The sequence below is a fragment of the Pseudomonas sp. NPDC088429 genome, from assembly GCF_044753305.1.
Classification (GTDB): domain Bacteria; phylum Pseudomonadota; class Gammaproteobacteria; order Pseudomonadales; family Pseudomonadaceae; genus Aquipseudomonas; species Aquipseudomonas rustica.
Genome location: NZ_JBIVMX010000026.1, coordinates 43,695 through 61,912, shown reverse-complemented (window position 1 = coordinate 61,912; position 18,218 = coordinate 43,695). Strand labels below are relative to the sequence as shown.

17 protein-coding genes are annotated in these 18,218 nt (G+C 60.8%); 10 read left to right on the top strand and 7 right to left on the bottom strand.

From position 1 onward, the window contains the following. Positions 1-291 precede the first annotated feature (291 nt). The gene (locus ACIP66_RS15250) at positions 292-1,650 is read left to right on the top strand and encodes an 8-oxoguanine deaminase (protein ID WP_212546367.1); all 1,359 of its coding nucleotides are present in this window, start codon (positions 292-294) and stop codon (positions 1,648-1,650) included. Positions 1,651-1,776: 126 nt separating this feature from the next. Here ACIP66_RS15250 and ACIP66_RS15245 read toward each other — a convergent pair whose 3' ends face one another. After that, the gene (locus ACIP66_RS15245; protein ID WP_400648985.1) at positions 1,777-2,868 is read right to left on the bottom strand and encodes a calcium:proton antiporter; all 1,092 of its coding nucleotides are present in this window, start codon (positions 2,866-2,868) and stop codon (positions 1,777-1,779) included. A 287-nt stretch (positions 2,869-3,155) separates the two neighbouring features. On the opposite strand from ACIP66_RS15245, the gene ACIP66_RS15240 reads away from it, so the two are divergent. The 3 genes from ACIP66_RS15240 to ACIP66_RS15230 all read left to right on the top strand — a co-directional run bounded on the left by ACIP66_RS15240 (position 3,156) and on the right by ACIP66_RS15230 (position 6,374). Next, positions 3,156-4,229, top strand: a complete 1,074-nt coding sequence (locus ACIP66_RS15240) for a BMP family ABC transporter substrate-binding protein (protein ID WP_053116955.1) — start codon at positions 3,156-3,158, stop codon at positions 4,227-4,229. 145 nt (positions 4,230-4,374) lie between these two features. Continuing rightward, on the top strand, positions 4,375-5,340 hold the full coding sequence (locus ACIP66_RS15235; RefSeq protein WP_400648984.1) for a 2-oxoglutarate and iron-dependent oxygenase domain-containing protein: 966 nt from the start codon (positions 4,375-4,377) through the stop codon (positions 5,338-5,340). A gap of 80 nt (positions 5,341-5,420) precedes the next feature. Continuing rightward, complete coding sequence (locus ACIP66_RS15230; protein ID WP_400648983.1) at positions 5,421-6,374, top strand: adenosine deaminase; 954 nt, start codon at positions 5,421-5,423, stop codon at positions 6,372-6,374. A 121-nt stretch (positions 6,375-6,495) separates the two neighbouring features. On the opposite strand, the gene ACIP66_RS15225 is transcribed toward ACIP66_RS15230, so the two are convergent. The 3 genes from ACIP66_RS15225 to ACIP66_RS15215 all read right to left on the bottom strand — a co-directional run bounded on the left by ACIP66_RS15225 (position 6,496) and on the right by ACIP66_RS15215 (position 9,966). Next, the gene (locus tag ACIP66_RS15225; RefSeq protein WP_400648982.1) at positions 6,496-7,878 is read right to left on the bottom strand and encodes an MFS transporter; all 1,383 of its coding nucleotides are present in this window, start codon (positions 7,876-7,878) and stop codon (positions 6,496-6,498) included. 108 nt (positions 7,879-7,986) lie between these two features. After that, positions 7,987-8,721 carry a helix-turn-helix transcriptional regulator gene (locus ACIP66_RS15220; protein WP_053116947.1) on the bottom strand — a complete coding sequence of 245 codons (735 nt, stop codon included), beginning with the start codon at positions 8,719-8,721 and terminating at the stop codon, positions 7,987-7,989. 315 nt (positions 8,722-9,036) lie between these two features. Continuing rightward, a complete protein-coding gene (locus tag ACIP66_RS15215) occupies positions 9,037-9,966 on the bottom strand; it encodes a LysR family transcriptional regulator (protein WP_053116946.1) in 930 nt (309 codons plus the stop codon). A 119-nt stretch (positions 9,967-10,085) separates the two neighbouring features. Between ACIP66_RS15215 and ACIP66_RS15210 the strand changes: the two genes are divergently transcribed. The 3 genes from ACIP66_RS15210 (at position 10,086) to ACIP66_RS15200 (ending at position 11,809) form a co-directional block, all read left to right on the top strand. Beyond that, positions 10,086-10,379, top strand: coding sequence for a putative quinol monooxygenase (locus ACIP66_RS15210; RefSeq protein ID WP_212546363.1), 294 nt, complete (start codon positions 10,086-10,088; stop codon positions 10,377-10,379). A 32-nt stretch (positions 10,380-10,411) separates the two neighbouring features. Continuing rightward, a complete protein-coding gene (locus ACIP66_RS15205) occupies positions 10,412-11,425 on the top strand; it encodes a zinc-binding alcohol dehydrogenase family protein (protein ID WP_400648980.1) in 1,014 nt (337 codons plus the stop codon). Positions 11,426-11,635: 210 nt separating this feature from the next. Then, the gene (locus ACIP66_RS15200) at positions 11,636-11,809 is read left to right on the top strand and encodes a hypothetical protein (RefSeq protein WP_172680068.1); all 174 of its coding nucleotides are present in this window, start codon (positions 11,636-11,638) and stop codon (positions 11,807-11,809) included. Between the two features lie 5 nt (positions 11,810-11,814). Here the strand turns inward: ACIP66_RS15200 and ACIP66_RS15195 are convergent, their stop codons facing one another. Both ACIP66_RS15195 and ACIP66_RS15190 read right to left on the bottom strand, forming a co-directional pair. Next, positions 11,815-13,017, bottom strand: a complete 1,203-nt coding sequence (locus ACIP66_RS15195) for a multidrug effflux MFS transporter (RefSeq protein ID WP_053116943.1) — start codon at positions 13,015-13,017, stop codon at positions 11,815-11,817. 172 nt (positions 13,018-13,189) lie between these two features. After that, the gene (locus ACIP66_RS15190) at positions 13,190-13,387 is read right to left on the bottom strand and encodes a cation transporter (protein WP_025111719.1); all 198 of its coding nucleotides are present in this window, start codon (positions 13,385-13,387) and stop codon (positions 13,190-13,192) included. A 148-nt stretch (positions 13,388-13,535) separates the two neighbouring features. Here ACIP66_RS15190 and ACIP66_RS15185 point away from each other — a divergent pair, with 148 nt between their 5' ends. From ACIP66_RS15185 to cueR, 3 genes are all read left to right on the top strand, one after another. Beyond that, the gene (locus tag ACIP66_RS15185) at positions 13,536-13,919 is read left to right on the top strand and encodes a hypothetical protein (RefSeq protein WP_053116942.1); all 384 of its coding nucleotides are present in this window, start codon (positions 13,536-13,538) and stop codon (positions 13,917-13,919) included. A gap of 198 nt (positions 13,920-14,117) precedes the next feature. Then, positions 14,118-16,511, top strand: coding sequence for a copper resistance metal-translocating P1-type ATPase CueA (cueA, locus tag ACIP66_RS15180; protein WP_400648978.1), 2,394 nt, complete (start codon positions 14,118-14,120; stop codon positions 16,509-16,511). Further along, positions 16,508-16,921 (top strand): Cu(I)-responsive transcriptional regulator, encoded by a 414-nt coding sequence (gene cueR / locus ACIP66_RS15175; RefSeq protein WP_150731320.1) that lies wholly within the window; start codon positions 16,508-16,510, stop codon positions 16,919-16,921. Before cueA ends, cueR begins: the two co-directional genes overlap by 4 nt. On the opposite strand, the gene ACIP66_RS15170 is transcribed toward cueR, so the two are convergent. Continuing rightward, positions 16,875-18,083, bottom strand: coding sequence for an MFS transporter (locus ACIP66_RS15170; protein WP_400648976.1), 1,209 nt, complete (start codon positions 18,081-18,083; stop codon positions 16,875-16,877). The two genes, cueR and ACIP66_RS15170, sit on opposite strands and share 47 nt — an antisense overlap. Positions 18,084-18,218 lie beyond the last annotated feature (135 nt).

The following is an 18,218-nucleotide window of genomic DNA, read 5'->3' as shown; positions in this document are numbered from 1 at the left end:
CCCCTGTAGGAGCTGCCGAAGGCTGCGATCTTTTGATTGTAAAAAAAAAGATCAAAAGATCGCAGCCTTCGGCAGCTCCTACAGGGTTGCGTATTTTGTTGGAATGGGCGTTGTCGGATTACATCGCCATTGGGTTGTGTATTTTGGTGATGTTGTCCTGTCGGGTTGGGCTTGCTCGATGCAACAATTTGTTTGAAACTGCGCACCTCGTCCCCGCGGCGACCCTGGATCAGCAGACAGGGCATCACTGAGCTGGCAACCCTGAACCCAATTTTCAGAGGAGCCGGCAACATGCCCGCGACCCGTACCTGGTTAAAAAATCCCCTCGCTATTTTCACCTCCAACGAGCTCGATGCCCGTGGCGGTCTAGTCGTGCAAGACGGTGTCATCGTCGAAGTGCTGGCTGCCGGCCAACAGCCGTCGGCGCCGTGCAATGAAGTGTTCGATGCCCGCGAGCATGTGATCCTGCCGGGCCTGATCAACACCCATCACCATTTCTATCAAACCCTCACCCGCGCCTGGGCGCCGGTGGTCAATCAGCCGTTGTTCCCGTGGCTGAAAACCCTGTACCCGGTGTGGGCGCGCCTGACGCCTGAGAAACTCGCGCTCGCCACCAAAGTCGCTTTGGCCGAGCTGCTGCTGTCCGGCTGCACCACCGCTGCCGACCACCACTATCTGTTCCCGGACGGCCTGGAAAACGCCATCGACGTGCAAGTCGAAACCGTGCGTGAACTGGGCATGCGCGCCATGCTCACTCGCGGCTCGATGAGCCTCGGCGAGAAGGACGGCGGCCTGCCACCACAACAGACCGTGCAGGAAGGTCAGGTGATTCTCGACGACAGTCAGCGCCTGATTCACGAGTACCACGAGCGTGGCGATGGCGCGCAGATCCAGATCGCGCTGGCACCATGCTCGCCGTTCTCGGTGACCCCGGAAATCATGTCGGCGAGTGCTGAACTGGCGAACAAACTCGACGTGCGCCTGCACACGCATCTGGCCGAAACCCTCGATGAAGAAGATTTCTGCCTGCAGCGTTTCGGCCTGCGCACCGTCGATTATCTCGACAGCGTCGGCTGGCTCGGCCCGCGCACCTGGCTGGCCCACGGTATTCACTTCAACCCGGACGAAATCGCGCGTCTCGGCGAGGCTGGTACCGGTATCTGCCATTGCCCGAGTTCGAACATGCGTTTGGCTTCCGGCATCTGCCCGAGTATTGATCTGACTGACGCCGGTGCGTTGTTTGGTTTGGGCGTGGATGGTTCGGCATCCAACGATGCCTCGAACATGATTCTGGAAGCGCGTCAGGCGCTGTACATCCAGCGTCTGCGTTACGGCGCCGAGAAGATCACCCCGGAACGCGTGCTGGGTTGGGCAACCAAGGGTTCGGCGAGCTTGCTGGGCCGTACCGATATTGGTGAGATTGCCGTGGGCAAGCAGGCGGATCTGGCGTTGTTCAAGCTTGATGAGCTGCGTTTCTCCGGCAGCCATGATCCGATTTCGGCGCTGCTGTTGTGCGGCGCCGATCGTGCCGATCGGGTGATGATTGGCGGCAAGTGGCGCGTGGTTGATGGCCAGGTTGAAGGCCTTGACCTCAAAGGCCTGATCGCCGATCACAGCCAGGCGGCCCGCCAACTGATCGCCGGCACCTGATCCCCCTCCCCATATGATTGTTCCCACGCTCTGCGTGGGAATGCGTCTCGGGACGCTCCGCGTCCCAGCAGCGGACGCAGAGCGTCCATGGCGGCATTCCCACGCGGAGCGTGGGAACGATCAATATCAAAGGCCGAGCAGGGAAAGCATGATGAACGTTGCGAACAGTACGAAGTGGGTCATGCCTTCGATGGCATTGGTTTCGCCGTCATTGAGGTTGATCGCGCTGACCATCAACGTCAGGAAAATCATCACCGTCTGCACTGGCGTCATCGCCATCTGAAACGGCTGGCCGGTGTACAGCGCCATCGCTTCCATTACCGGCACCGTCAGAATCACTGTCGACAGTGACGCGCCCATCGCAATGTTCACCACCGACTGCATGCGGTTGGCCAATGCTGCACGCAACGCGGTCAAAATTTCCGGTGCCGCAGAAATCGCCGCCACCAGAATCGCCGTGATCACCGGCGGCGCACCCGTGCCTTCCAGGCCCAGATCGAGGGTCTTCGACATCACCTCGGCCAACGCGCCGATCACCACAATGCCAAACACCAGAATGCCGATCGACAGGCCGATGCTCGGTGCTTTCACCTGCGCATCCTGCGGTTCTTTCTTGCGGCGTTTGTCCGGATAGCTGTAGCTGAAAAAGTAACTGTGCGGGCCGACCTGCATGCGCAGAAACAGCGCATACAGCACCACCATCGCACCGATGGTGAACGCCGAATAAATCTTCCAGTTGGCCTCGGGAATAAACTCCGGCACCACCATCGACACGCCCATGGCGGTGAGGATCATCACGCTGTAGCTGCGCGCCGAATCGTCGTTGTAGGACTGTTCGCCGTGCTTGATCCCGCCCATCAACGCGGCGAGGCCAAGGATGCCGTTGATGTCGAGCATCACGGCGGAATAGATCGTGTCGCGCACCAACGTGGGCGACGCTTCGTTGCTCATCATGATCGCCAGAATCACCACTTCGACCAGCACGGCGGCGAGTGTGAGGATCATCGTGCCGTAAGGGTCGCCAACCTTTTCGGCGAGCAATTCAGCGTGATGGGCGACGCGCATCGAGGCGGCGACGATGAACGCGATCAGCACCAGACCGGCAGTCAGCGCGACGATCTGGCCGCTGTGCAGCATCCAGTGTTCCAACGGATAGGCGACGCACGCGGCGATGACGGCCAGTAGCAGAAAACTTTCTTGCTTGAGGATGGTGAGCATGGACGGGCCTTTTACCGAAGAGTGCGAATGAGCTACTGACTGCGGAGCGGCGCTAACGTTTCGTTACACATTAGCGCACCAACTGATAGCGGTACTTTGCCCGGTGCACTTTTATTGGCCTTGAGGGCGCTATCGCGAGCAGGCTCACTCCTACAGGGGAACGCATTCCAAATGTAGGAGTGAGCCTGCTCGCGATGGCCGTTACGCGGTTTCGGAAGGTTTGTTGTCCTGTTGGTCAGCAATTTGCATTGGCCCTGACCACACACAACAAAATGGAGTTCGAATTCATGCAAATACGTCCGCTGCACAAACTGCTGTGCGCCGCCCTCGGTCTGGGGATCAGCCTGAGCGCCAGCGCTGCCGATCCGCTCAAGGTCGGTTTCGTTTACATCGGCCCGATCGGTGACCACGGCTGGACGTATCAGCATGAGCAGGGGCGCAAGGCACTCGCCGAGAAGTTCGGCAATCAGATCACCACCAACTACGTGGAAAACGTTGCCGAGGGCGCCGACGCCGAGCGGGTGATCCGCAACATGGCCAAGGACAAATACGATCTGATCTTCACCACCTCTTTCGGCTACATGAACCCGACGCTGAAAGTCGCCAAGCAGTTTCCCAAGGTGACCTTCGAACACGCCACCGGCTACAAACAGGACAAAAACCTCGGCACCTATCTGGCGCGCACCTACGAAGGTCGCTACGTCGGTGGCTTCCTCGCGGCGAAGATGACCAAGACCAAAAAAATCGGTTACGTCGCTTCGTTCCCGATCCCCGAGGTGATCCGCGACATCAACTCGATTCAACTGGCGCTGAACAAATACAACCCGGGCACCGAGATCAAAGTGGTATGGGTCAACTCGTGGTTCGATCCGGGCAAAGAGGCCGACGCGGCCAACGCGCTGATCGATCAGGGCGTCGATGTGGTGTTCCAGCACACCGACAGCCCGGCGCCGATTCAGGCTGCCGAACGTCGTGGCGTGTACGCGGTGGGTTATGCCTCGGACATGGCGCACTTCGGCCCGAAAGCAGTGCTGACCTCGATCGTCAACGACTGGGCGCCGCACTATATTCAGGCGACGCAAAGCGTGATCGATCACACCTGGAAATCCCAGGATTACTGGGGCGGGCTGAAGGAAGGCACGATTGAACTGCCGATCAGCGATCTGGTGCCAGCGCCGGTGAAAGCCGAAGCCGAGCAGATCATTGCTGACATCAAGAGCGGTGCGTTCCAGCCATTCACCGGGCCGATCAAGGATCAGGCCGGCGTCGAGAAAATCCCCGCAGGCGTAAGCGCGACCAATGCGGAACTGGCGTCGATGAACTACTACGTAGAAGGCATGAAAGCCGAGATGCCGAAGTAAATTTTTACTAGTCACACATAACCCTGTGGGAGCGAGCCTGCTCGCGAAAGCGGTGTGTCATCAAACAAAAATGTTGTCTGACACTCCCTCTTCGCGAGCAGGCTCGCTCCCACAGTTGGATCTTCAGCGTATTCAAGGATTGTGTATGGATCAGCTTCCGATCATCGATATCAGCCCGCTCTACTCCGACGACGAAAACGCCTGGCCTGCGGTCGCCGGGCAGATTGACCAAGCCTGCCGCGAATGGGGCTTTTTCTACATCAAGGGCCATCCGATTTCAGCGCAACGCATCGACACGGTGCTTGATCAGACTCAGCGTTTCTTCGCCCTGCCCGCCGCAGAAAAACTCAAGATCGACATCACCCAGACCCGCCACCATCGCGGCTACGGCGCCATCGCCACCGAGCAACTCGACCCGAGCAAACCCAGCGACCTCAAAGAAACCTTCGACATGGGCCTGCACCTGCCGGCCAACCATCCCGACGTGCTCGCAGAAAAACCGTTGCGCGGGCCGAACCGCCATCCAGCTCAACCCGGATGGGCTGAATTGATGGAGCAACATTACCTCGACATGCAGGCCCTCGCGCAAACCCTGCTGCGCGCTATGACCCTCGCCCTCGACATCGAACGCGACTTTTTCGACAGCCGCTTCGTCGACCCGGTCAGCGTCCTGCGCATGATCCATTACCCACCGCGCCACACCGCCAGCTCCGCCGAGCAGCAAGGCGCCGGTGCGCACACCGATTACGGCTGCATCACCCTGCTATATCAGGACAGCGCCGGTGGCTTGCAAGTGAAAAACGTCAAAGGCGAATGGATCGATGCGCCACCGATTGACGGCACCTTCGTGGTCAATCTCGGCGACATGATGGCGCGCTGGAGCAACGACCGTTATCGCTCGACCCCGCACCGGGTGATCAGCCCGCTCGGCGTTGACCGTTACTCGATGCCGTTCTTCGCCGAGCCGCACCCGGACACGCGCATCGAATGCCTTCCCGGTTGTCAGGACGCACAGCATCCAGCGAAATATCCGACCACCACTTGCGCCGAATTCCTCCTGTCGCGCTTCGCCGATACCTACGCTTATCGCCGCGAGCAGGAAGCCGTTTGATGGATCGCTTGGTCAGGTTTTGCCAATTGTTTCGGCGAGCATCTGTAGAATGCCGTCATTGCACCTGATGAGAAAAGAATATGTACGACTGGCTCAACGCCTTGCCCAAGGCTGAACTGCACCTGCACCTGGAAGGCTCGCTGGAGCCCGAGCTGCTGTTCGCCCTGGCCGAACGCAACAAGATCGCCCTGCCGTGGAATGACGTGGAAACCCTGCGCAAGGCTTACGCCTTCAACAACCTGCAGGAATTCCTCGACCTGTATTACCAGGGCGCCGACGTGCTGCGCACTTCGCAGGATTTCTACGACCTGACCTGGGCGTACCTGTTGCGCTGCAAGGCGCAGAACGTGATTCACACCGAACCGTTCTTCGACCCGCAGACTCACACCGACCGGGGCATTCCATTCGAGGTGGTGCTCAACGGCATCGCCGCGGCATTGAAGGATGGCGAGCAGCAACTGGGCATCACCAGCGGTCTGATCCTCAGCTTCCTGCGCCACCTCAGCGAAGAAGAAGCAGAGAAAACCCTCGACCAGGCGCTGCCGTTCCGTGATGCGTTTGTCGCTGTCGGCCTCGACAGTTCCGAGATGGGCCACCCGCCGAGCAAGTTCCAGCGCGTGTTCGATCGTGCCCGTCACGAAGGCTTCCTGACCGTTGCCCACGCTGGCGAAGAAGGCCCGCCGGAGTACATCTGGGAAGCCATCGACCTGCTGAAAATCCAGCGCATCGACCACGGCGTACGCGCCATCGAAGACGAGCGACTGATGCAGCGGATCATCGACGAGCAGATCCCGCTGACCGTGTGCCCGTTGTCGAACACCAAGCTTTGCGTGTTTGATCACATGTCGCAGCACAACATTCTCGACATGCTCGAGCGTGGCGTGAAGGTCACGGTGAACTCCGATGACCCGGCGTATTTCGGTGGTTACGTGACCGAGAACTTCCATGCGCTGCATGAGCATTTGGGCATGACCCAAGATCAGGCCAAGCGCCTGGCGCAGAACAGCCTGGATGCGCGCCTGGTAAAACCGTAAGCAACACCAAAGCACCCATGTGGGAGCGAGCCTGCTCGCGAAAGCGGAGTGTCAGTTAACATTTTCGTTTAATGACACTCCGCTTTCGCGAGCAGGCTCGCTCCCACAGTGGGTTCTTTGTTTAGCCTGGGATTTGGGCTTCAGTCAGCTCTTCGAGGGTCTTGCCCCGCGTCTCCATCCCGAACAACCACACCACCCCCGCCGCAATCGCGAAGCACGCCGCGCCCAGCGCAAACACCCCGCCCTGCCCGGTAATCGGGAACACCAACCCGGTCACCAACGGCCCGAGCAGCGAGCCCACGCGGCCAATCGCCGAGGCAAACCCCGAGCCCGTCGCGCGCGCCGAAGTCGGATACAACTCCGGCGTGTAGGTGTAGAGCACCGCCCACATACCGAACAGGAAAAACTGCATCAACAACCCGGTGCTGATCAGCAGCGCCACGTTGCCGCCGAACACCGCGCTCTGCCCATACAGAAACGCCATCACCCCGCCGCCGAGCAGCGTAACGATGCACACCGGTTTACGCCCCCAGCGCTCGACCAGCCACGCCGCCATCAGAAACCCGGGAATCCCGCCCAACGAAATCAGCACCGTGTAATACACCGACTGCGTCACGGCAAAACCCGACTGCTGCAGCAAAGCACTCAACCACGACGTCAGTCCATAAAACCCCAGCAGGGCGAAAAACCACAGACTCCAGATCATCGTCGTGCGCTGGCGATAATGCGGCGACCAGATCTGTTTGAGCGCCGAAAAAAAGTTGCCCGGCAGCGTCACGGTGCGCGGCAAGCGAATCGGTTCCGGCAGCGCCGCACCGCCGAGAGAGGATCGCACCCGCGCTTCGATGCCGTTCAACACCTTGTCCGCCGCTTCATCATGCCCAGCCTGCTCCAGCCAGCGCGGTGATTCAGGAATGAAAAAACGAATGGCCAACACAAACACCGCCGGTATCGCCAACACCAGAAAGATGTCGCGCCAGCCAATCAGCGGCAGCAGGAAGTACGAGAGCACGCCCGCCGCAACAAAACCCAGTGGCCAGAAACCGTCCATCAATGCGATATAACGCCCGCGCCGCTGTGCCGGAATCAGCTCGGAGAGCATCGACTGCGCGATAGGAAACTCCATGCCCATGCCGATTCCCAACAGGATGCGGAACAACGTCAGCGCCTCGACCGTTTGCGCCGTCGAGCACAGATAACTGGCCACGCCCCATAAGACGATGCTCCACTGGAACACCGGTTTACGCCCGAAACGGTCGGCGAGCATGCCCGACAGCGACGCGCCCAGCACCATGCCGAAAAAGCTCGAACTGGCGAGTAACCCGGCCTGCGCACTGCTCAGTCCGAACTCGGCCTTAATCGAGCCGAGCAGAAACGTCATCATCGCCAGATCCATCGAATCGAAGAAAAACGCCAAGGCAATGATGATGAAAATGATCCGGTGATAACCGCTGATCGGCAGGCGTTCCAGCCGCTCTGCCGCACTGAAGTGTCGAGTGTCCATGCCGCCTCCCCCCATCCGAAAAGTCCCCGGATCGAGTGTGCGCGATCGCGTTCAGGCGTTCGTGCTGGATGCGACCTGTTCGCAGCCGTGGGCGACGCGGCGACTGCTCTACAACGCCATTTCCAGCTCGGTCTCCCTGGCGAAGCGATGGATTTCGCGCTGCCCGGTGGCGGTCAATTGCAAGGCGCGGGAGTCGTGGGGCAAGGTCAGCCAGCCGGATTGCATGAACAACTGCAACAGCGCCGCGCCGAGGGTGCCGCCCATGTGCGGACGCCTTTCGCTCCAGTCCGGGCAGGCGCAGGCGACTTGCACGTTGCGATGGGCCAGCGCCTGAATGAACACCCCGCGCTTGGCCAGTTGTGTCGAACCTTTGTGCGTGACCACCACGCGCTGTTCGATCTGCTCGATCCAGCCGGCATCGAGCAAACGTTGATATAAATCGGCAGCGAGCGTGCCGCCGAGGTGGTCGTCGCAGAAACGTGCGCGCAGCAGTGACGACGGCGCCGTCTGCGGTTTGGCAATCGGCGTTGCGCGTTTGAACACGGCGGGAATGTCGCGCGGTGCGCTGGCGATGGTGGCGCTGGCCAGGGCTTCGATTGCCGCGCCGACCTCGGGCGCCGACAGACGGAAAAAGCGCTTGCGCCCACGCACTTCGACTTTCAACAGGCCGCCAGTGGAGAGTCGCGCCAGATGAGCGCTGGCCGAGGACGGCGATAACCCCGCCAGCAACGCCAGCTCTTCGGTTTGCCGCGCCGAGCCATCCATCAAGGCCCACATCATCGCACTGCGCTTGGGGTCAGCCAGCAACGTGGCGATCTGGCTGATGCAAGGTGCATGTTCCATATATTCACTCCCTGTTGAATCGTATCGTCTACTGCTCGCAGACATCTTGACCACTAATGAGTCGTCGGCCAAGACGCGAAATACGCCATGTACCGGGGCCATGCTGGCCACTGACGCAATCTGCCTGGGCACTGAATCAGTCGCCGTTGCGCGCCCGTCACCCGTTCCCGGCGACGGGCGGTGAAGGTCTGTGGATCGGGGTGTCGGTACGGCATGAGGCGGCCGCTAGTATAAGCGGGTTACAGGCTGCGTCCCGCGCCGGGGCCTGCACGGGTGGTGATTGTTGCTGAGAGAAATTTCTCTATTTACCTGCGACTAATGATCAACTTTCGAGAAAGCGGGAAATTGACTACTCAATTCAGCGCATCGGCTGGCGAGCATTTCCCTCAGAAGGTTCACTGGCTTACTCAATTGAGCGCGATGGGCGCACAACAAATTCAGCGGAGCGCGCTCACATAACAGCTCCGGAAGCAGCACTTTGAGGCGTCCGGCGAGGACATCGGCGCCGACGTCGAGCCAGGATTTGTAGGCGATGCCTGCGCCAGCCACCGCCCACAGGCGCACGACATCGGCGTCGTCACTGAAACGGTCGCCGCTGACCGTCAGCCCGACTTCGCGCTTGCCGTCGTGAAAACTCCAGTGGTCGTGAACCCGGCTGCCGAGCATGTACAGCAGGCAATTGTGTTGCGCCAGTTGTTCAAGCTGACGCGGTTCGCCGTGTCGGGCCAGGTACGCCGGGGAGGCGCAGAGTACGCGACGGTTGTGCGGGGCGATCGGCATGGCCACCAGACTGGAATCTTCCGGCTCGCCATAGCGCAAGGCGATGTCCACGGGTTGACGGAACAGGTCGGCGATGCGATCACCAAGCAGCAAGCGCACGGTCAGTTTCGGATGCTCGCGCTGGAACTCATCAAGCCACGGCAGCAACAGGTTGCGGCCGAAATCCGAGGGTGCCGATAGCTGCAAGATCCCGCTGACCTGATCCTGCCCGCTGGCCAGCAAGCGCCGCCCTTCATCGAGATTGCTCAACGCCGCCCGCGCGTATTCGAGAAAACCCTCGCCCTCGGCGGTCAGGCGCAAACTGCGGGTCGAACGCGCCAGCAGACGCGCGCCGAGTTGCTGTTCGATGCGCTTCAACGCCGCGCTCGCCACAGCGGCGGACATGTCCATCACCCGCGCCGCCGCCGACAGGCTGCCCAGATCCGCCGCCCGGACAAACAACTGCAAGTCATCGAAACGCAGCATCCTCAGCCTCGATTATCAAAAAAATATTGAAAGAGACTGCTGTTTTAGCCGGTTTTATCCCGCAGAGAAATAGCTAATCATCCGCTCATCGAATTCATCCCGCTTCTCTGGAGCCGCGCATGTCCCAGCCATTCACCGCCATCGCTACCCTGATCGCCAAACCCGGCCAGCAGGACGCCCTCGAACAGGCCCTGCGCGCCTTGGTTGAACCGAGCCGCGCCGAGGACGGTTGCAGCCAGTACGACTTGCACCGCGATCTCGCCGACCCACAGGTTTTTTATGTGATCGAACATTGGGCCAGCGAGGAAATCCTCCAGACGCACAACGCCAGCGCGCATTTCCAGAATTTTCAGGCCACGGCCGGGCAGACCATCGAACACTTCGAGCTCAAGCGCCTCGGCGCGATTGCCTGATTCCTTCTTTTATTACCTGTATGGAGCCACTCATGAAAGCCATCGCCTATTACGCGTCCCTGCCGATCAGCGACGCCAAGTCCCTGCAAGACATCGAACTGCCAGAACCTGTCGCCGGCCCGCGCGACCTGCTGGTTGAAGTCAAAGCCATCTCGGTCAACCCGGTCGACACCAAAGTGCGACAGAACGTGGCGCCGGAACACGGCGCGGCGAAAGTGTTGGGCTGGGACGTCGCCGGTGTGGTCAAGGCTGTCGGCAGCGACGTGACGCTGTTCAAGGCTGGCGACAAGGTTTTCTACGCCGGTTCGATTGCTCGGGCTGGCGGCAACAGTGAACTGCACACAGTAGATGAGCGCATCGTCGGCCATATGCCGAAATCCCTCGGTTTCGCCGAAGCCGCTGCGTTGCCGCTGACCGCGATCACCGCGTGGGAATTGCTCTTCGAACGTCTGCAAATCCGCGAAGGCAAAACCGATGAAGGCCAGAGCCTGCTGATCGTTGGCGCGGCCGGCGGTGTCGGTTCGATTCTCACTCAGTTGGCCAAGCAACTCACCGGTCTGAAAGTGATCGGCACTGCTTCTCGCCAGCAGACCAGCGATTGGGTGAAAGAACTGGGCGCCGATCTGGTGATCGATCACAGCAAGCCGTTGAGCGAAGAACTGAAACGCGCCGGGATCGACAACGTCACTCACGTCGCCAGCCTGACCCAGACCGATCAGCATCTGGATCAATTGGTCGAGGCACTGGCGCCGCAAGGCAAGCTGGCGCTGATTGACGATCCGAAGTCGCTCGACGTGAGCAAGCTCAAGCGCAAGAGCCTGTCGCTGCACTGGGAGTTCATGTACACCCGCTCGCTGTTCGAAACGCCGGACATGATCGAGCAGCACAAGCTGCTCAATCGTGTGGCTGAGCTGATTGATGCGGGGACGTTGAAGACCACGGTGGGTGAGCACTTCGGTGTGATTAATGCGGCCAATCTGCGTCGGGCGCATGAGTTGCTGGAAAGCGGTAAGGCCAAGGGGAAAATTGTTTTAGAAAGTTTCTAAAGTCAAAAGATCGTCCGATCGCGGCCCGAGCCTTCGGCAGCTCCTACAGGGGTGTAGAGCCATGGTGGAGTGGGCGCGGCCGTGTAGGAGCGGCCGCAGGCTGCGATCTTTGCCGTCAGTCAGATGGCTGACCCTTGTCACAATTGCGATGGTATTCAGGACTACAATCGAAGCCTCTGCGGTACATCTTTTACGCAAAGGAGGTCAGCGATGAAGATCCTGATAAAAGAAGTGGCAAAGTCTCAATGGCAGGTTCGTCTCGACCAGCACGCCGTGACATTCCGCAGTGAAGCCGAAGCCTTGGCCTTCACCCGCACCCTCGAAGCGCGAATATTCGCGCCCCATCAGATTCCCGACCGCAGCCAGCAGCGCGCCGCCGGCTGAGTGTTTCAGACCTCGGCTTGAGCCTGCGCCAGCGCCCGGGCGTTTTGCAAACGTCGGGTGAGCATCGCGACGCACACCACCAGCAAACCGCAAACGCTGATGACAATCGCCATCGGCACGGCGGTGCCGTCGTGCAACACACCGACCAGAGCCGAAGCCCCGGCGGCGACGCTGAATTGCATGCAACCGAGCAACGCCGACGCACTGCCGGCGCGCCCGCCCTGCCCGTTCATCGCGCAAGCGGCGGCGTTGGGGCTGATGCAGCCGAGGCTCGACACGCAGATAAACAATGGAATTAGCAGCGGCCACAACGATTCGGTGTGCAAGGCGCTGACCGCCAATAACGTCAGGCCCGCTGCCAGATAAACCCAGACTGCACGCGCCAGCAGGAATGCCGGGCCACGCTTGGCCAATAGCCGCGCGTTGACCTGCGCTACCAGAATGAACCCCGCCGCGTTGGTGCCGAACAGCCAGCCGAAATGCTCGGCGGGCACGCCATACAGTTTGATAAAGATAAACGGCGAACCGGCGATGTAGGCAAACATCCCGGCGATGGCGATGCCGCCGGTCAGCGCGTGGCCGAGGTAAACGCGATCACTCAGCAGGCGTGCGTACTGGCGAAAGGCACCGGACAACGGTTGGCGCGGCATGCTCGCTGGCATGCTTTCCGGCAGACCGAGCGCGACCGCGAGGCCGGCCAGGGCGCTGAAACCGGTCAGCACCAGGAAGATCGACTGCCAGCCGGTGGTGTTGACCAGCAAACCGCCGAGCATTGGCGCCAGAATCGGTGCCAGCCCCATCACCAGCATCAGCTGCGAAAACACCTTGGCCGAGCCGACGGCGTCGCATTTGTCGCTGACCACGGCGCGGGAAATCACCATGCCCGCACAGCCGCCCAACGCCTGCACGAAGCGCGCGCCGATCAGCCATTCGAGGTTCGGCGCGTAGGCGCAGGCCAGTGAAGCGAGGGTAAACAGGGTCAGCCCGACGAGCAGCGGAATGCGCCGACCAAAGCGATCCGCCACCGGGCCGTAGGCCAACTGGCCGAGGGACAAACCGGCGAAATAGGCGGCCAGGGTCATCTGCACGTGCTTCTCGTCGGTGGCGAACGCCAGCGCCATCGCGGGAAATGCAGGTAAATAAAAGTCGATCGCCAAGGGCCCGAAGGCGGTCAAGGCACCGAGAATCAAAATGGTACGGAAGTTCATCAGGCATCCAGTCAGGCAAGTCGGCAGCCCGACAGTCTAGCTGCGGCTGGACGCCTTGAACATTCCGATAGCTCGCTAACTATAAAAACGGCAAAAGATCGCAGCCTTCGGCAGCTCCTACAGGGAACGCATTCCAATGTAGGAGCTGCCGCAGGCTGCGATCTTTTTGTTTCTAGGCGAGTTTGACGGCGTAGCCCTCTTCGCTGATGACCTCGATCACCTGCTCGGCACTCAGCGCACTTTCAACGCCCACTTCTTTCGCCGCCAGATCGACGCGCACGCTGGCGGCCGGATCTTTGGCCTGCACGGCGTTGGTGATGGCTTTGACGCAGTGACCGCAGGACATGCCTTGAACGTTGAACACTTGCATGGAATGACTCCTTTGAGTGAGGTTGCCGGCAGTGTCGAGCTTGCCACGATGGCAAGGTCAAGTTCTGCAATCATCTGCCGGGCTGGCAATCGGCGTCGCGCTCGGCCAAGCTGCGTGCATCAATGACTTAAATTCAGGAGATTCAGCCATGCGCTGGTCAGCTTTCAGCCTGTTTGGCTTGCTCAGCCTCTTTGCCGCCGTCCCTCAAGTGCAAGCCGCCGGGGAGGATTACGCGGTGCTGATCATCTCCCGCGAGCGTCTGGAAGTGTCGACCTCCTGCGAGATTGGCGTGTATATCCAGGATCAGCTCTCGGCGCGGCTGCTGCAGGAGCAAAGTATTTCCTTCAACCTGCCGCCGGGCACCGTGTCGCTGCGCTTGAAGTTGCTCCCGGGGCAAGTCGCCGGTTGCAATCCGGGCATGCTTGCGCCGGGTTCGCAGGAGATCAAACTGCGTGCCGGGGATGTGCTGAAGTATCGCTTGGCGATGAATTCCGAAGGCGTCTACCTGAAACGCGCCGATCTCGAATACTGATTTATGCGCGTGATCGTTCCCACGCTCCGCGTGGGAATGCAGCCATGGACGCTCCGCGTCCCGATGCGTGACGCAGAGCGTCACAGGAGGCATTCCCACGCGGAGCGTGGGAATGATCACGGTAGGAAGATTGGCGCTTGACCTTGCCCGCATGGCAAGGTTGATCCTTGTAGGCATCTACTACAGGGAGTACGACCGATGTCCGATTCCATCACTTTCGATCTGCCGATTGCCGGCATGACCTGCGCGAGTTGCGCCGGGCGTGTCGAGCGGGCTTTGAGCAAAGTCAGCGGCGCCAGTGCCGTCAGCGTCAACCTCGCCACCGAGCAGGCCCGTGTGCAGGCGCCGGGCGACAGCCTTGCGGCTTTGATGGAAGCGGTCGAGCGCGCCGGTTACAGCGTCCCGCAGCAAACTCTCGAACTGAATATCGAAGGCATGACCTGCGCTTCCTGCGTCGGTCGCGTCGAGCGCGCCCTGAACAAAGTCCCCGGCGTGAAAGGCGTCAGCGTCAACCTGGCCAACGAACGTGCGCACCTCGAATTGCTCGGTCACGTCGACTCACAGACGCTGCTCGACGCCGTCAGCAAGGCCGGCTACTCGGCCAGCGTCTGGCAAGCCGAACACCCGCAAACCGATAGCCAACAGCAGAAGCTGAAGCACGAACGCTGGTCGCTGATCTGCGCGATCGCCCTCGCCTTGCCGTTGGTGGCGCCGATGTTGCTGCAACCGTTCGGCATTCACTGGATGCTGCCGGCCTGGGCGCAATTCGCCCTCGCCACGCCGGTGCAATTTATCTTCGGTGCACGGTTTTACGTGGCTGCGTGGAAAGCCGTGCGCGCGGGCGCCGGCAACATGGACTTGCTCGTCGCCCTCGGCACCAGCGCCGGTTACGGTTTGAGTCTCTACGAATGGGCGACCGCTGCCGGGCGCATGCCGCATCTGTATTTCGAAGCGTCGGCGGTGGTCATCGCCTTGGTGCTGCTCGGCAAATACCTCGAGAGCCGCGCCAAACGCCAGACCGCCAGCGCCATCCGCGCCCTCGAAGCCTTGCGGCCGGAACGGGCGATTCAAGTGCTCGACGGCCGCGAACAAGACGTCGCCATCAGCGCCCTGCGCCTCAATGATCTGGTGCTGGTCAAACCCGGCGAACGCTTCCCGGTCGATGGCGAAGTCATCGAAGGCCAGAGCCACGCCGACGAAGCGTTGATCAGCGGTGAAAGCCTGCCCGTGCCGAAACAACCGGGCGACAAAGTCACCGGCGGCGCAATCAACGGTGAAGGTCGCTTGTTGGTGCGCACTCAGGCGCTCGGTGCCGAGACTGTGCTGGCGCGGATCATTCGTCTGGTCGAGGATGCTCAAGCGGCGAAAGCACCGATCCAGAAACTGGTGGATAAGGTCAGTCAGATTTTCGTGCCGACCGTGTTGCTGATCGCCTTGGCCACGTTGATTGGCTGGTGGCTGTACGGCGCGCCGCTGGAAACCGCGCTGATCAATGCGGTCGCTGTTCTGGTTATCGCTTGCCCTTGCGCCCTTGGTCTCGCCACCCCGACGGCGATCATGGCCGGCACCGGTGTCGCCGCGCGTCATGGCATTCTGATCAAGGACGCCGAAGCGCTGGAACGTGCCCATGAAGTCAGCAGCGTGGTGTTCGACAAGACCGGCACGCTGACCTCCGGAACGCCGCGCATCGCCCACCTCAGTGCGGTGGATGGCGACGAAAATACGCTGCTGACACTGGCCGGTGCGTTGCAACGCGGCAGTGAACACCCGTTGGCCAAAGCGGTGCTCGACGCCGCTGCTGAACGCAATCTGCAGGTGCCGGATGTCAGCGACAGCCAGTCGCTGACCGGTCGCGGCATCGCCGGTAATCTCGATGGCCGACGTCTGGCCTTGGGCAATCGGCGCATGCTCGACGAAAGTGGTTTGAGCGCCGGCAACCTGCGCGAATCTGCCCAAGTCTGGGAAGCCGAAGGTCGCACGTTGTCATGGTTGATCGAACAAAGTCCGGAGCCGAAAGTGCTCGGTTTGTTCGCCTTCGGTGACACCTTGAAACCCGGCGCACTGGAAGCCGTTCAACAACTCGCCGCACGAGATATCCACAGCCATTTGTTGACCGGCGACAACCGTGGCAGCGCTCGCGTGGTCGCCGAAGCGCTGGGCATCAGCAATGTTCACGCCGAAGTGCTGCCCGCCGACAAAGCCGCGACCGTCGCCGAGCTGAAAAAAACCGGCGTGGTCGCCATGGTTGGCGACGGCATCAACGACGCCCCGGCCCTCGCCGCTGCCGACATCGGCATCGCCATGGGCGGTGGCACTGACGTCGCCATGCACGCGGCGGGCATCACCCTGATGCGCGGCGATCCACGGCTGGTGCCGGCGGCGCTGGAAATCAGCCGCAAGACCTACGCGAAAATTCGTCAGAACCTGTTCTGGGCCTTCGTCTACAACCTGATCGGCATTCCGCTGGCGGCGTTCGGCTTCCTCAATCCGGTATTGGCCGGGGCGGCGATGGCGCTGTCGAGCGTCAGCGTGGTGAGCAATGCGCTACTGTTGAAAACCTGGAAACCCAAGGATCTGGAGGAGCACCGATGAACATCGGTCAAGCGGCCAAACACAGTGGCCTGAGCGCGAAAATGATCCGCTATTACGAATCGATCGGCCTGCTCAAAGCGGCGCATCGCACCGACAGCGGTTACCGGGTCTACGGCGACGACGACCTGCACACCCTGGCGTTTATCAAGCGCTCGCGGGACTTAGGCTTTTCACTGGAAGAGGTCGGCAAACTGCTGACGCTCTGGCAGGATCGCCAACGTGCCAGCGCCGATGTGAAGGCGTTGGCGCGTCAGCACATCGACGAGCTGAATCAGAAGATCCGCGAACTCGGCGAGTTGCGCGACACCCTGCAAGACCTGGTCGAACACTGCAATGGCGACCATCGCCCCGACTGCCCGATCCTCAAGGAACTGGCGTCGGGCTGCTGCGTGCAGCCCGCGCGCGCTTGAGCGCCAACAGTTTCACCGTGAGCAATGTGCAAAGCGGAATGCCGTGGAACAACATGACCACGGCACCCGGCGTCCACCACGCGTAGAACGGCGCAGCGATGAGCATGCCGATGCCGAAACCGGTCATTTGCAGCAGGGTCAGCACGCTGAAAATTGGCAGGCGCAAGTGCTCGGGCTCGCGTTGCAGACGGGACATCAGGCCGACTTCGGAAAAGCCATCGCCCAGCCCTGCCGGCAATGAAAACAGCAGCAATCCGTAGAGGCTGTGCTGCTGGAACATCAGAATGAAGCCGCAAGACATCAGCGCCACACCGAAGAAAAACCGCCGCTCCAGATGGATATTGTCCGAGCCTTTGAGGCGACTGGCGATGCGCGCGCCGAGCAGTTTGCCGCTGGCCCACACAGCGAGCATCAGGCCCAACGTGGTACTCGCCGAATCGGGCGTGAGCAGTTTCGAGATGATCGGAAAACCGACGTTGTGCGCGGCGCTGCCCAAGGTGTCGGCCATCGTCACCGCGAGCATCGCGGCAATCACCGGCGCACTGCGCAAGCCGTGCTTGAGCGCTGACCATTCACCGCGTTCGGGTTCCTCGTTGTCCGTCGGCGCGTTGAAGCGCAACGGTACGATCAACAGCGCCGCGAGCAGATAGGTCACGGCATTCAGGGCGAATACCGTTTCAAATCCGAATGCAGCTACCAGCAAACCCGATACGAGACTACCGCCGACCATCGCTGCTGATGAGGCAGAGGTGATCCAGGCGTTCGCTTTGAGCAGTTGGTTGGCGGGGATCAAACGCGGCAGCTGACTGTTGAGGCCGATGGCGAACATCGAATTGCCCAAGCCGAGGCCGAAAGCTATCACCGGCAACAACAAGGCCTGCTGGCTGACCGGCACGATCAATAGCAAACCGAGCACGCTGGCGCGCAACAGGTCGAAGGCAATCAGCGGCGCGCGACCGCTCCAGCGCCGGTAAACCGCAGTGCCGATGAGGCTGGCAAAAATCCCGCCGCCGACGCGACTGGCGAGGAAGATGCCGACGCTCATGGCGCTGTTGCTGAGCAGGTAGACGTAGGTGGCCAGCGCGACCATGTTGAGGAATGCGCCGAAATCGGAGATGAGCCGGGCGGTGATGATCAGTTGGGTGTTGCGTTGGGTACTCACATACGATCCTTGTAGGAGCTGCCGAAGGCTGCGATCTTTTGATCCTGTTCTGATCGATCGCCAAGATCAAAAGATCGCAGCCTTCGGCAGCTCCTACAAGGGATTGGTGGTGTGCTGAAGACAAAAAACCCGGCC